The following is a 13,863-nucleotide window of genomic DNA, read 5'->3' as shown; positions in this document are numbered from 1 at the left end:
CACCTGTCGCGCCAACGCCACACGCAAGGCCGCCGCCGAGGTAGACGTCTCCAGGCTCAATACCGAGATCGCCGCTCAATGGCACCCGACTCGTAACGGGGCTGGACCGCGGCGCAGGCCAGCCCTGAGTCGCGCCGCATGGCCTGGTGGTTCGACCCGAACTGGCGGCCAAGAGTGGCAGCAGACACCGCGCGAGCGCGACAAGCACACCCGTCGGCGCTGTCCTGAGTGCGACACCGTCTTGGACAGCCTCGGCTACCACTATCCCGAGGTTGCCGCCGAGCGGAACCCACACAACGAGCTCTCGCCCTGGCACATCCGGCCGAACGACGGTCGGCACGTCGAGTGGATCTGCCCTGGAAATCCGACGCATCGCTGGTCGGCTACTCCGGTCTCACGGGTGTCTGGATCGACGTGCCCGGAGTGTCAGGTCACCGGCAGTCTCACGTCGAGCTGATGCATCTCGACGCATGCCGCGTCGTGCTCGGAGAGGCATTCTCCGGACGTCGCGTACGCAGCGACGCCTTCGCCCGAGCCTCATCCTGGACAGTCGACCTTATGGTCAGCATCGATGGCCGCCAGGTCGCGATCGAGTACGACGGAAGCTACTGGCACGCCGACAAGGCTGACCTCCACACCGAGACAAGACCAGCGGTTTCCTCTGCCGGACCCCCGAGGTTCGGGTGCCCCGGAGGAGACCACTCACCGACGGCAGGAGAGGCGAAGTCGGCCACTGTTGTTCCCCGCCCGGAATAGCGGCCGCCTATCGTCTCTCCTGCCGTCTCAGAACTGCGCTCGCTATACATCGCGGTGCAGCTTCAAGAGCATGACCTCGCGGAGGATGGGAACAAGCGCGTCCTTGACCGGGCATCAGCACACCGGTTCCTCGTGTGGTCGATGCAGCTTGGAGGACAATCAGGCTCAAGCCAGTAGCAAACATAACTTACAAGTGATATTATCGCGTGTGTCTCGGGCATGGGAGGTAAGTACCGATCTCATCGACGGCTGGCTCGGAAGTCTAGAAGACGATGAATTCGAGCGGGTGCTGGCCGCGTTGGAGTATCTGGCAGAGCGAGGGCCGACGCTGGGTCGGCCGTTCGTGGACACCGTGGAGGGTTCTGCTCACGCGAACATGAAGGAACTACGACCCCAGGGCGATTCGGGTCGAAGCGCACTACGGCTACTTTTCGCGTTCGATCTCGATTCGAAGGCGGTCATTTTGGTCGCGGGCGACAAAGCCGGAAACTGGAAGAAGTGGTACTCGAAAAACACTCCCATCGCTGATGACCTACTCACAGATCATCAAGATGGACTGCGGCGACAGAACGCAGAGGCCAAGGCGGCGAAGAAGACTGCCGCGAGAAAAGGGAAGCAGGGGAGGCGACGATGAACCTGAACGAACTGCGGGCTAGCCGTCCGCACAACCGAGAGCGCGTCGAGCGGATTAAGGCCGAGATGGCAGCCACGGAGCGCAACTACCGGTTGCGTGAGATCCGTGAATCTCTTGGGGAGACGCAGACAGATCTCGCGGACCGAATCGGGGTCAAGCAAGCCCGAATCTCGAACCTCGAGCGCGGGCGGCTGAGTGCTGCGAAAGTCGAAACTGTGCAACGGTACGTTGAAGCCCTCGGCCTCGATCTCGTCATTGCCGCGCGCCTTCCCGACGGAACCAGCTTTCCTATCGGCGCGTACGAAGTCGAGAGCGATCGGCCTATCGGGGCCGAAAAGCACGGCAGTCGCGAGCAGGCTGGCACCGAGTATTCACAGCCGGTCTAACTTCGATGAAGCCGCGAGGCCACCGCTAGGTCTCGTACGAGCTGACCGTTGACCGCCCCTTCATACCGCCTGCCCATCTTGCTACGCCCGCGCATAAGCCACCGGGACCCCGCGTAGCCGGAGCTACTCAGATGGCGGTCCTGCCGACCGGGTTGCGTTCCCCTGGATGGCAGCAACGAGCGCGGCGACGAGGGCTATCACCATCAGCCTGTCGCCGGTCTCCACTCCTGTGCCGGCAGTCAGTAGAGCGATGATTACAGCAACTGCGAGAGCTGCCCACGGCAGGAAGACCACTCGTCCGGTCATTTGACCCACACCTATCTATCCGACCGAGAAGTCGGACGGGCCGGTCCCCTTCTTCGATGTACTCGGGGAGCCATCGTAGCTAACGCTCAGCCCGCCCCAGCCTGCGCTGAATCCGATCGCATTCCCGCCGTCTTGGTTGTGTTCGTACTGGAATTGCGCACCGATGGTGCCCGTCCAGTTTCGACCACACGCAAGGCGGTTCATAGTCGTTGTCATGTGTCCGTGGTCGAAAAGCAGCTCCAACGGCGAGGAGACCGTCCCACGTTCATTTGGGCCACTCGGTATCGAGGTCCAGCATCCGGTTTCTGCTCGTCGAAGGAGCCGCTTTCGCTCACTTCTGAGTCCGCTCCCTTCTGGAAGTCCATGGACCTTCCACTGCGGTCACGCCATCGCGGCGCGCGCAAGCGCGTCGTCTTGCTCTGGCGTTCCGCCTGACGCACCCAGCCCGCCGATCAGATTCCCGTCGTTGTCGAACAGCGGGACACCTCCGCCCACCAGTAGCAGGCCGGGAGAGTGAATGTGGTCGAAGTGTAACGCGGGCTTGCCGAGCTCGACGGGAGCGGCGAGCGCGGCCGTGGGTGCCTGCAACATCACCGACGTTCGTGCTTTCGCTATGGCGAGTTCGTTCGATGCGAGCCATGCACCATCCATGCGCACGAAGGCGACGAGGTGTGCACCCTTATCGAGCACCGCGAAGACAGCGTTCATGCCCTCGGCCTCAGCTGCTGTGATTCCCTGGATGATCAGGCGATTGGCATGCTCCAGTGTGATCTCAGGCATTCTGGGTCCATTCGGTGTCTTGCCACTGCTTCGCGGCGTCGATCGTGGCAAGGGGGCGCATGGTGCGGTACAGGTGCTCGTCGGCGGGGATGATCTCGACCATCGCATCGATCATTTCTTGAGGATCGGCCTGATCGTCGAGGCTGCCGCTGAAATCGGGCATGGGCACGGTTGCGGTGTCGGCATCGTACCACTGGACGTAGCTCTCAGCACCGGTATCGTTGAAGCCCGTCCCGAAAACGCCGGGGTTTACCGTGGCGACCTTCACTCCGTGTGGCTCGAGTTCAGCCTTCATCGAACCAGCGATGGCTTCAATAGCGTGCTTGGTTGCGCAGTAGGCCCCCAGGAACGGCACCACGAGGATTCCCCCCATCGAAGAGGTCCAGACGACCTTGCCGGACTTTCGGGCCACCATTTTGGGGACGATCGCCTGGACCAGCGCCAGATGTCCAACGACATTGATCTCGAACGACTGCCGTACCCGTTCGAGCGGGATATCGACAACAGAACCGCCCTCCATCACGCCTGCGTTGAGGACGAGGACGTCCGGATCGCACTTTCCCGCATGAACGATATCGATCTCATCGAGGAGATTGAGTTTGATCGCCTCCAGTTCGACTCCTGCTGCCGTAGCTGCGGCGCGCAGGCTGCGGACCTGTGGCCACGTCTCGGCGGCTGCCACGACAGTATGGCCTACACGGGCGAGCTCGATAGCGGTACCGAGACCAAACCCGGAGCTAGCGCCGGTGATCAGGATCTTCTTGGACATGAGATTCCTTTCGCAGTGTTGTGTTGCACCTCGAGAATGCCGGTCAAAAGCAACTATGTCAATAACTAGTTAGTTACGTATGTGTCGGGGTATTCTGCGGCTGTGCCACCTGATTCAACAGAGACCAAGCGGCGGATCCTGATCGCAGCGCAGCGCGAGTTCGCCGACTTCGGGTTGGCAGGTGCCAGAATCGACCGGATCGCGGAGAGTGCCCGGGCGAACAAGCGATCGATCTACATGCACTTCGGCCCGAAGGAAACGCTCTTCGACATGATCGTCAGCGGCGTACTGGCAGCCATGGCCGAAGCGGTGCAATTCACACCTGACGACCTCACGGGGTATGCGACCAGACTGTTCGACTATTTGCAGGCAGAACCGGATGCGCTACGGCTGACTGCGTGGGCCAACCTCGAACGGCCCACGGCCACCGCGGATGAAGCCGATACCTACAGTCGAAAGGTCGACGCACTGTCACTGCGCTTCGGTGACCACGCAACAGACGTTCTTGCTCTGATTCTGGGGCTCGTCACTGCGTGGGCGAGCGCGTCACCAGCGTTGCTCTCCACATCCAAGGTCAAAAGTGATGAAATCCGGCGCACCATGCTCGCGCACGCCGCTGCATCTTTGGAGTCGACGTTCGCCGCTCCACGATGATATGAAGCAATAGGGACAATGGTCAGAGCATTGATAGTTCGGCAGACTTGGGTTCAACTACTGGTAAGCGATCGGCCCCGCCACAAGTGGTGATCTAGCGGCATAGTTCGAGCGAGTCCAGATTCTAAAGCGCGCGCGGCATGAAGCCAGCTGACAGTTGGATCACATGTGGCGGCCCTGTTCGTGGTGCAGGCCGGTTGGCGGCATCTGGTGCATCCGATCGCGCTGCTCGAATCCTGTCGTGGTCGTCGTCTTTCCCGACCAGCCATCACCAGTGGAACAGCCGACCAGATCCTTGACGAGCTCACGGCCACGATCACCTCCAGCTGTGCCCTCGAGCAGGCTGATGACGTGTTTCCTGTTCGAGTCCTGTCGTCCTTCGGTGCGTGCGGAGCGGAACTGATCGACTACGACGACTGGGACACGATCATCAACTGGACGGGCTGGCACGGTCAGACAGTGATCGTCCCAGCGTGGGAGCACCCCGACACGGGCGATATCATCAACCGTTGGGTACCGCAACCTCGGGCGTCAACCCTCGCGCCGAATCGCATCCCTACCGTCCTGATTGCGACATCCCTCGAGTACACCGACCGCTCGGTGATCGACAGGCTGGACCCGACCGTGGTTAGCGTGCACTGGTGGTGGGGTGTATTCGACCGGCTCGACACCGAACTACGGTTGTCTACCGCAACTGTTTCGCAGCCGTTGGATGACATCGTTGCAGCGGCGGTCACTGTTGAGCTATCGGGCTGGGACTTGCCGTTTCTGGGTCATCTCGTCGACAACTGGGACCGGCGAACCGACAGCGCAATGGCCATGGTCGGGCAATGGCAGCGATCGCGGGACTCGATCGACTCAGCGGTGGCTGGCCAGTGGGTTCACGCTTCTGGGGAGCGCCTGCCATCATCGCCGCCCCCACCCGTACAAAATTCCTGGCGAACGGGCCAGATTGACCGGTGGGGCCACCACATCAGGTGGGCTCCGCAAGCCATCGACGAAGCCGAAGTTCACCGGCGACTATGGCTCGCACACAACCGCGCCCTCATCAGTCACGTCGACGAAGAGCGCGCCCACTTCGAGAAGACGATCCGCGACATGATCTCTGCCGCCGATCTAGCGACACTCGATGACCCATGCTGCCAGATCATCGAGATCGGATCGCTGTGCTGGCTCAGCCACAAGGCGTCGGTGAGGCTCTCGCGCGAGTAGCAGCGACGGCTCGGACACTTCCGCGACGTACGCAACGCCTTGGCGCACCAGACTCCGCTCAACGACGTGCAACTGGGAGCGACGAGAACGTACCTTGCCTTCTAGGCCCACCCGTCAGGCCAGCCAGACCAGAGTGTCACCTATCCATGCAGCAGTCCCTGGTCCGGGTTGCCCGAGACCGTGAGAGCGGAGTGACGATCGAGCAGATCGCGAAGGACTTCGGGGTGCACCCGATGACCTTGCAGAAGTGGATGCGTCGCGCCGACGTCGACGACGGCAACAAGCCCGGCATGACGAGCGGGCAGTCCGCGGAGCTGCGGGAGGCGAACAAGCGAATCCGATTGTTAGAGCAGGAAAATGAGGTCCTGCGGCGGGCGGCGGCGTATCTGTCGCAGGCGAACCTGCCGGGAAGTCGACTTCTGTGGTCAGCCGGAACGGTTGGGCGGCGATCCCTCGAACGTCGGCGTCGAAGTCAGCGAGGAGCAGGTTTGCAAGCTCAAGGCGTGATTCGTAGATCACCAGGCGTTGCACGGTGGACGCCCAGTACCACCCTGAGTAGTGCTTCTGGCCGTAGTACCAGCGAAAGGTCCGCCAAGAATCGGCGCCGTTTAGTTCGACGCTGGACGCAGTCGCGAAGTCGGTCGTTCGCTCGCAGCCATCTGCCCCGCGACGGTAGGTGACTTCCACCGCGGGCCCCGAGTTGTCTCCGGGAGGCACAGTCCTGAAACTGCCACTTCTGGTCGGACTTCGTGGGACGTCATCCGGCGTGTCTCAGGTAGTTGGCACAGATGCCGCGGTGATGCCAGGTCTGGTGAGACAGCGCCACGAAATCTGAGACCCTGCAGGAACCTACAGAAAAGCTGAGGCGATCGCTGTCGAGATGCAGCGAAGATTAACAAAGTGACCTACCTTGTTAAACAAGCTTGGGTGCCAAGCATGAGCGCTGACCTGGTCTGATTCGCGTGAACGATTACCGCCGTCTCGAATCCTTGATAGATTTGCTGCTAGTTCCCGCGCGGGATGAGGAGGGACCAATTGGCTGAGCAGTCCGACTCGATCGCTCCGATGTGGCGGTTCCGGTTCGCGGACGATGTGGCGCCCCGTGAGTGGAATTGGAAGAGAGACGGCCCGCCTGATGCCGAACGCGTCGTCCCATTCCGTCGGCCCCGATCCTCAGAGCGGCAGCGTCACATACCTGTCAGTGCCTACTCAGTCACGATGTGCGACCACGTTGAGCTCGAATCGGGCCTCGAACACGACTTGTTGCGAAGTCTTGACCGGATCCCACAGGTAGTTGCGCTCGTGCCACAACCTTGTGAGGTGGGCAGAACGCGTCCCAGTAAGGTGCGCAACGTTCCGGATCTCCTCAGTCTTGACGACAGCGGCAATGTGACGCTGTGGAACGCGCGGCCTGAGCACAGGATCGACGACCGTTCAGGTCCAAAGTCGCGGTGGTCGACGCAGCATGCGAGGCGGTGGGATGGCGGCACGAGGTATTCACCGGGCTTGGACGGACAGAACGCCTGAATCTGCTCTGGCTGCATGGCTATCGGCGTAAGCCTTCCTGGTACGAGGAAGTGTCAGGCCGGATCGCGACCGTCGCAGCTCAGGAGGGAGCGACCCTCGGATCGGTATTTCGCCTGGACTCCGGTAACGGAGAAGTCGTCGCAACGGTCTGGCATATGGTTTGGTCGACCGAACTGGTCGCCAACCTGTCTCAGCGCCTAACAGTCGAAACACCGATTCGATCAGGATCGACACACTGATGGATACCAGTCGCACAGTGGTCGAGGTCGGTAGCCGACTCTTGACCGAGTGGGGCACAGGTTTGGTGACAACGGTATCGGCGGCTGGCGTAGACCTCCGCACCAGCGTCGGCGATTCATTACACGTCGATTGGCCCGAGCTCGCAGAGGTGCGTGTTGTCGTCGATGGCGAAGTAACGCCGATCAGGCCTGCGCTCCGCCCGTACTGGGATGGTCTGTCCGAGGAAACGCGTCGAGCCGCACTCGACAAACTAGAGATCGTGCAAGAGATACTGACCGGCTTCCGGGACGGTCACGCCGAACTTGCGCGCGACGGTGAGCCGCGGCCACCTTTCGGCGAAGGCTTCGGTGTCTCAGAGGCGGCGCGCTGCCGAGCTATGGCGGTCGCATTACAGCAGGAAGCTGTGGGAGATCGTGCACTGCAACGTCGCATCGCGAACGGTGAGATCACGCGGTCGGCTCCGGGCGACAGCACAATCCGTAACTGGGTGCGTGCGTGGAAGCGTGATGGGCTACTCGGACTCGTTGATGCGAGATCGCTGCGTCGCGTACAGACATGGGAGCGAATTGATGAGCGCTATCGGACTGTTGCTGAATTGGTCTTCGCCACGCTCGACGGAGATCGGGCAACTGTAAGTATCAATGAGCTCGATCGTCGGATCAAAGTTGAGCTCAAGCGTGCAGGCCACCTGAATGTCTCCACGCCGCAGCGGTTGACGGCGGAGTATCTCGCGCACCTCAAACGTGGCGCGGGCGCAACGACCCGCAGCCAGAGAACTCGGTCGCTACAGCGGGTATCCGGTAAAGAACACTTCCCGGCAATCAGACCCGGGCAGATAGTCGCCATCGACGCCACCAGGGCTGACAACCTCGTATACGACCCTCTTCTTGGGCGACCCTTCAGCGTCGAAATCCTCACTGCGATCGACGTCGCCACGCGAGTAATCCTCGCGCTGCGCGTGGTGCCGAAGAGTGCTGATGGAATCGATGCCGGGCTATTGTTTTACGACATCTGCCGCCCGTTCTCGATGACAGTGGATGGCACCTCGATCAGCGACTGGCGCTGGGCCGGGTTGCCCCAAGTCGTTGACGCTTCTGATGTCGCGGTCAAGGTCGGGCGTAGAACGGTTGCACCCGACTTCACGACGCTTCAAGGTGACCACCAGATCCCAGGGGTCATGCCGGATGCGATCCGCGCCGACCACGGTTCGATCTTCGTGTCAGATCACTTCCGAGCGATCCTGCGCGACTTCGGGATTGACCTGCTTCTTAGTCGCGGAAAGAAACCAACGGACAACCCGCACGTGGAACGCTGGCACGAGACACTCCAGCGGGCCGTCCAACAGCTCTCTGGCTACAAGGGTCGCAACACCTCGGAGCGCGGTCGACTGGTCGCCGAAGAGGCCTTGGTCACGGCAGCGGAATTGGAGGAACACCTACGGCGATTCGTCGCACTGGACTACCACCGGTCGTGGCACACAGGCCTAGTTATCGGCGATGAGCCGACCGCTCGCACCAGTCCATTGGAAGTCTGGGACATCATGCTCGACGTAACCGGCCGTATCGACGTACCGCAGCGTGCAGATCTGATTTACCAGATGCTTCCGGTCAAGTGGGGCACGGTCGGAGTCGCAGGTGTCGAATTTGCCGATATGGTCTACGACGACAAGATACTCGACGGCTTCCGGAACGTTGCACGGGGGAGGTTCAGGAACGACAGCAAGGTTCCCTTTCTCGTCGACCCACATGACCTCTCGAGGATTTGGTTCCGGCACCCCGAGACCGGTCGAGTGCACCCCATAACGTGGCGAGGATCGTTCTTCACGGACGCGCCGATGACTGAGACGATCGTTCAGGCAGTCAGACGGCGCGTCCGTGACCGCGGCGGCAACCGTATTCTGAGTCGGGGCTCGGCGCAGAGGCAGGTCCTTGACGAGCTCACCGAGCTTACTTCTGGACCCGTTCCGGTCGACTGGACTGCAAAATTGTCAGCCGGGCATCGCAGGGTAGAGCAGTCCCGCAAGGACCACGAAGAAGCTCAGAGTGCTCAACGTGCTACTGGCGTAGAAGCCGTTCAGAAAAGCGGCGACTGTGCAGCCTATGCCGAGTCAACTTTGGAGGTTCCCTTGGACATCCTCGATGTTCCGTGGCCGACCATGTGGATTGAGAGTTAATGGACTCTCACACGTGGCATTTAGCCTGCACTCGACCGGAGCTGCCCGAACCGCCTCGCCATACCGCAGCATGTTGGGCCCGGATGACATCAGATGGGCACGTGCAGGCGATCGGCGTCCTGCGCCGATGGCTCAATGCGCTCTACATCGAGACCGCTGAGACACGTGTTGTGGCCGACCGACTTAACGAGATCGTTGACGAGAACGCTGAAACGGGTCCGGGAGCAAAGGGAATTGCATCAGTTGCAGGTGCCAACACGCTCGGGAAGAGCACGGCGGTCCGCCGCTGGGCCATGCAGAAGTACGTGGAATGGACCGCAGACTCCCCAACGGGGCCTGACGAGTTGCCTACATGGAACCCCCAGCCAACGATCGACGCTGACCTATGCCCTGTCGTATGGCTCAACCTGCAATCTGGGGCGATGGTCAAGGGGTTCAACTCCCAAGTCCTCGACTTCTTCCGATTACCGGCTAGTGGTGCCGCCCACCAGACGTCAACGGCCGCGGTCAGGGCATTGGCGCGTCATGGCGCGCGCGCCCTGGTCATCGACGACTTTCATCTGCTGCGTACTAACTGGAAGGGCGGCCGCGAGGTCCTCGACCACGTGAAGTATATGAACACCGAGCTGGGCGAGTTCAACGCCAGCTTGATCCTGGTGGGGACAGACCTCAGAACGAGTCCAATGATGAGTGATGCTCAGATCGTGGGCCGTCTCCAACCGATGGATCTCGCTCCATACGGCATCGAAACATCGGCAGAGCAACATGCGTGGCAGCAACTTATGTATCGACTGGAGGGCCATCTCCTTCCTCATCTACCTCGGGCAAGCGAGGGGCTTTTCACTTCACAACTTGCGGGCCCCATCTGGAAGCGAACTCAGGGCTATGTCGGTGACGCGACACGACTCCTCCGCATTGCGACGCTCGCAGCGATCACCGACGGCACCTACACGATCTGCGCAGACCACCTGAAGGACGTCCGTCTCAGTGACCGTGCGCACACCGCAGAGGCGGAAATCGATCGTCGGCGCCGCAGCAGGCGAAGCAGGGCGTGATGGCACCGGCTGGCAAAAGAGATGGAGTGTCGACGCGAGAGATTCGTGCGGGCTACCTGCCTGCCCGGCCGATTCCGGCCGAGGATGAATCGCTGGAATCTTTTGTAATGCGTGCGGCCACAGCTAACTGCACCACCGTCACCAAGATCCTTGGCCGAAATCAATTATCCCGATCTGCGTCTGACTACGAGGCGATTCTGCACCTGGCCACGCTGACGCGCCAACCAGTCTCTCGCATTTCGATGATGACTCTTGATGACTGCCATAGTCGAGTGCGCGCGAAGGAAGGGTGGCTGGCGCGTAACTGGGGTCAGCATTGCCGCTGCGCACCAATTGGAGTGACACGGCGAGAGTGGGCGTTGGCTTTGTCCCCAGTCTGCTTTCACTGCGGGCACCTCATCGGAATGCCCGGTAGTGGCATCATCCAGCTGCCCAGAGCTCCCGACCGGATTCTGTCGGTCTGCAAGGAGGTCTCATCGGCTGCGCACAGGTCTGTGAATGACTATGACGCACTCGACCGACTTGAGTGTCTCCGCGTGGAGCTCCCCTCGGTGGCTCGTCGACTCAGCCGCGGATCTACACACTGGGACCCCTCAATTACGGAGTTGGTGACCACTGCGACGGCAGATCTTGCGATGAGTCGCGAGTCCGAGGAAGAGCTACCGCGTTCTCCTGCCGTTCGTGCACTGGCTATCACAATGGCCTGGGAAGAACAGCGGGCATGGGTAACACCACGAATAGCGCCACATCCGCGTCCCACTCCTGTCCGAGCTGCGAGTTCTGAAATACCCGATACGCAGGTCTTCACTCGACAAGTACTCCGCACTGGCGCGAAGACCGTCAAGACCATGCAGTTACCGACGAGTTCAGTCCGCCATCCACGCGGCGAGGATCTGATCCGGTTGGTGCTTGGACACACTCAACTGACGCTTGACCACATCCCAGGGATATACCGGATAGAAGGCGAACCGCTCGTGCTCGAGCCTGCCCAGTGGTTGTGGCGTTCCCGGGTAGCACTACTCCTTAGTCAGTGCGTTCGGCTGCGAGATGAGTGGAGCATTGCCGACGAGCCGACCTACCGACTGACGAAAGCTGGCAGCTACTCGATTTACACAGGGGCATGGCCGAAGTGGACTCCGATCTTCTATCGCGAGAGCGACACTGCCCACGCGATGAATTTGGCGCGAGCTTTATGTCTCGATGACCTCGTCAACTACCGTAAGCGACGCGACGTGCTAAGACCCATTGAAGCAGTCCCGCTGGCCCTGGCCGACACCCTGCCCGCAGCCGCCCGGAACTTCGATGGCTGCGCCCGGCTCGCCGCATCTTGGATGTGGTTCGATGCAACCTGCGACAGTCCGCGGGCACCGCTAGCAGCCGAACACTTGAAGGCATTTGACGCTGCACTCAACCCAGAAGGCCGTCTTGTCCTTCGCACCGCCGCGGATGCTCTGTGCGACGCCGATGAAGACCTTGTGCGCCGGGTTGGACGTCCACAGTCCAGCGGTGTGGCTCCGGACGGAGTACGCGAGGAACGCCGGACTCGCGTGGGCGCATGATATATCCAGTGCACCGACTACCGCCGCACCACCAGGTTGCGACTTGGACGGAGGGCCAGAGCCAATGTTGCCCGCTCGAATCGCGATTGATCCGCGCGAGTCCCTTGATTCGTACCTCGAGCGGATTGCACTTGTGAACGATCTGACGACCAGAAATCTTGTCCGCATGCTCAAGGAGGACCGGGACGGATCGTCGCCCTCGACGGCTTTCATGCTCGTTCGGCCCAGCGATGACCTTGTTGGTCGAATCACAAGCCTTACCGGGTTGAGTGCAGCAGCCGTCGAGAACTCGACCCTGATGCGCTACGACGGAGGCACGCCACTAACTCTCGATGGCTTCGACCCGCTTGATCGGGCGAGCTATCGTGCGATTGTTTGTCAGGGGTGGTTTCCGCGGCACGGGACGCAACTGTGCCCACTCTGCTTGTCGCACGACGGAATCTGGCAGCTGTCGTGGAAGCTGCCAGTTTCGACGGTGTGTCCCGACCACGGCGTCTACCTGGTCGCTGAGTGTTCAAGTTGTGGTAATCGCTTTCGGACGCGGCACTACAGCCCGCTGCGACCTCTCATCGACGAACACCAGCCGTGCGGGAACCCGCTCGGATTCTCCGCTGCTTGCCGACACTCCATCCTGAGAGAGAAACCGACGCCTGCATCCGGAGGTGCAATGCAGACCGCAACACGGGTTACGGCCGCGATCCAAGGCGAAGAAACAAGCGTTCTCAATGCCGTCCTCGCGCCTCCCGCGTACCTGGCAGAAGTCCGGAACCTGACCACTCTTCTGCTTCACCTCGCATCCCGGGCTCGCGCGCAGGAGTCCGTCGATTGGGCCGGAGAGCTCCAAGCCGAAGCCGCAGGCCGCACTACCGAACTTCGAGGGCCTCGGTGGGGTATTCAACCGCCGACAAGTGCGGTTGTCCGCGGGCAAGCATTGGCGGAGGCGGATGGGATTCTGGCCAGTCCAGAGATCGCGGACGCCGTGGCGCGGTTGGCCGAGTGGTTCGACCTGATCTCGGACGTCCCTGAGGGTCCGAGAGGATGGATCGTCAATCGCACGGCACCGAGTCCGGTGTTGGGCCGGCTGGTGATGCAGGTGCTTTCAGCACGCCGCCATGTCGGCCTTCAGATCGATCACCACGACGCGTTGACCAACTTGCCGCTATCCGCGATCCCTCAACTTCTCGACGAGCACACATACCGCCGTCACTTCGGTGGGATGCTGACAACGCAGGAAAGCACAGGGCGGCTGTACGCCTCCCTATGTATTGCGCGCGCACAGCGACCGGGATCAACGTGGTCCGCCGCGGCAGCGAGTATCTCACTCGACCCGGACATCGGCAGACGAACAGCGCGAGCGGCGAGCACACGGCTGACTGCGAGTCCCCGAGAGATCGCGGACGCCGCCAACATGGCAGCGAAAGAACTTTCGCATCGACGGGACTACCGGGCGCTCGAGAGACAAGTCATAAAGCTCGCCAATACACCCGACACCTGGTTTGCTGACTGGGCACGGTCGGCGAGTCCGAGGAGGCGCGCCGTCGCGCTGCCGTACGCGGTGACATGGATGTGGTGCGAAGCTGCACAAGGGGTGTTGGATACCAGTCCAGCATGGCCGCCACCGGTCACCAGGCAATCGAAGGCGGCTTATCGAGTGTTTCGTGACACGCTTCCGGAGGAGCTGGTACGCGCATTGGGGGAACTCGCAAACAAATGCTCGAATTGACTGGCGTCGAACCGCAGTTCAGGATGTAGCCGGCTTTCCCGACCTCGGACTACTACGGGCCCTCCGCCCTCGACCACCGACATCAATCG

At 61.3% G+C, this 13,863-nt stretch carries 11 protein-coding genes and 1 pseudogene; 10 read left to right on the top strand and 2 right to left on the bottom strand.

Annotated features, from left to right (window positions below):
* Positions 1 to 241 precede the first annotated feature (241 nt).
* The 3 genes from L5G32_RS19505 (at position 242) to L5G32_RS17940 (ending at position 1,776) form a co-directional block, all read left to right on the top strand.
* Positions 242 to 457, top strand: a complete 216-nt coding sequence (locus L5G32_RS19505; RefSeq protein WP_372491723.1) for a zinc-ribbon domain-containing protein — start codon at positions 242 to 244, stop codon at positions 455 to 457.
* Positions 458 to 964: 507 nt separating this feature from the next.
* Complete coding sequence (locus L5G32_RS17945) at positions 965 to 1,390, top strand: type II toxin-antitoxin system RelE/ParE family toxin (RefSeq protein ID WP_237012442.1); 426 nt, start codon at positions 965 to 967, stop codon at positions 1,388 to 1,390.
* Positions 1,387 to 1,776, top strand: a complete 390-nt coding sequence (locus L5G32_RS17940) for a helix-turn-helix domain-containing protein (RefSeq protein WP_237012441.1) — start codon at positions 1,387 to 1,389, stop codon at positions 1,774 to 1,776. Before L5G32_RS17945 ends, L5G32_RS17940 begins: the two co-directional genes overlap by 4 nt.
* 687 nt (positions 1,777 to 2,463) lie before the next feature.
* Here the strand turns inward: L5G32_RS17940 and L5G32_RS17935 are convergent.
* Together L5G32_RS17935 and L5G32_RS17930 are read right to left on the bottom strand one after the other, a co-directional pair.
* Complete coding sequence (locus tag L5G32_RS17935; protein WP_237012440.1) at positions 2,464 to 2,862, bottom strand: GlcG/HbpS family heme-binding protein; 399 nt, start codon at positions 2,860 to 2,862, stop codon at positions 2,464 to 2,466.
* Positions 2,855 to 3,631 (bottom strand): SDR family oxidoreductase, encoded by a 777-nt coding sequence (locus L5G32_RS17930; protein ID WP_237012439.1) that lies wholly within the window; start codon positions 3,629 to 3,631, stop codon positions 2,855 to 2,857. The genes L5G32_RS17935 and L5G32_RS17930 overlap by 8 nt, the downstream gene beginning before the upstream one ends.
* A gap of 81 nt (positions 3,632 to 3,712) precedes the next feature.
* Here L5G32_RS17930 and L5G32_RS17925 point away from each other — a divergent pair, with 81 nt between their 5' ends.
* The 7 genes and pseudogenes from L5G32_RS17925 to L5G32_RS17895 all read left to right on the top strand — a co-directional run bounded on the left by L5G32_RS17925 (position 3,713) and on the right by L5G32_RS17895 (position 13,774).
* A complete protein-coding gene (locus tag L5G32_RS17925) occupies positions 3,713 to 4,285 on the top strand; it encodes a TetR/AcrR family transcriptional regulator (protein WP_237012438.1) in 573 nt (190 codons plus the stop codon).
* A 168-nt stretch (positions 4,286 to 4,453) separates the two neighbouring features.
* Positions 4,454 to 5,497, top strand: a complete 1,044-nt coding sequence (locus tag L5G32_RS17920) for a hypothetical protein (RefSeq protein WP_237012437.1) — start codon at positions 4,454 to 4,456, stop codon at positions 5,495 to 5,497.
* Positions 5,422 to 5,892 (top strand): annotated as a pseudogene (locus L5G32_RS19500) (transposase); the annotation flags it as partial. The gene L5G32_RS17920 and the pseudogene L5G32_RS19500, both read left to right, overlap by 76 nt.
* A gap of 1,370 nt (positions 5,893 to 7,262) precedes the next feature.
* On the top strand, positions 7,263 to 9,437 hold the full coding sequence (locus L5G32_RS17910; RefSeq protein ID WP_372491722.1) for a transposase: 2,175 nt from the start codon (positions 7,263 to 7,265) through the stop codon (positions 9,435 to 9,437).
* Between the two features lie 101 nt (positions 9,438 to 9,538).
* Positions 9,539 to 10,492, top strand: a complete 954-nt coding sequence (locus L5G32_RS17905; RefSeq protein ID WP_237012436.1) for a TniB family NTP-binding protein — start codon at positions 9,539 to 9,541, stop codon at positions 10,490 to 10,492.
* On the top strand, positions 10,492 to 12,051 hold the full coding sequence (locus L5G32_RS17900; RefSeq protein WP_265739182.1) for a TniQ family protein: 1,560 nt from the start codon (positions 10,492 to 10,494) through the stop codon (positions 12,049 to 12,051). The genes L5G32_RS17905 and L5G32_RS17900 overlap by 1 nt, the downstream gene beginning before the upstream one ends.
* Positions 11,939 to 13,774 carry a TniQ family protein gene (locus L5G32_RS17895; RefSeq protein ID WP_308192063.1) on the top strand — a complete coding sequence of 612 codons (1,836 nt, stop codon included), beginning with the start codon at positions 11,939 to 11,941 and terminating at the stop codon, positions 13,772 to 13,774. Before L5G32_RS17900 ends, L5G32_RS17895 begins: the two co-directional genes overlap by 113 nt.
* Positions 13,775 to 13,863 lie beyond the last annotated feature (89 nt).

Source organism: Gordonia zhenghanii (assembly GCF_021738965.1).
Lineage (GTDB): Bacteria > Actinomycetota > Actinomycetes > Mycobacteriales > Mycobacteriaceae > Gordonia > Gordonia zhenghanii.
The sequence above is the reverse complement of the archived record's forward strand: the minus strand, read 5'-3'. Positions and strand labels throughout refer to the sequence as shown.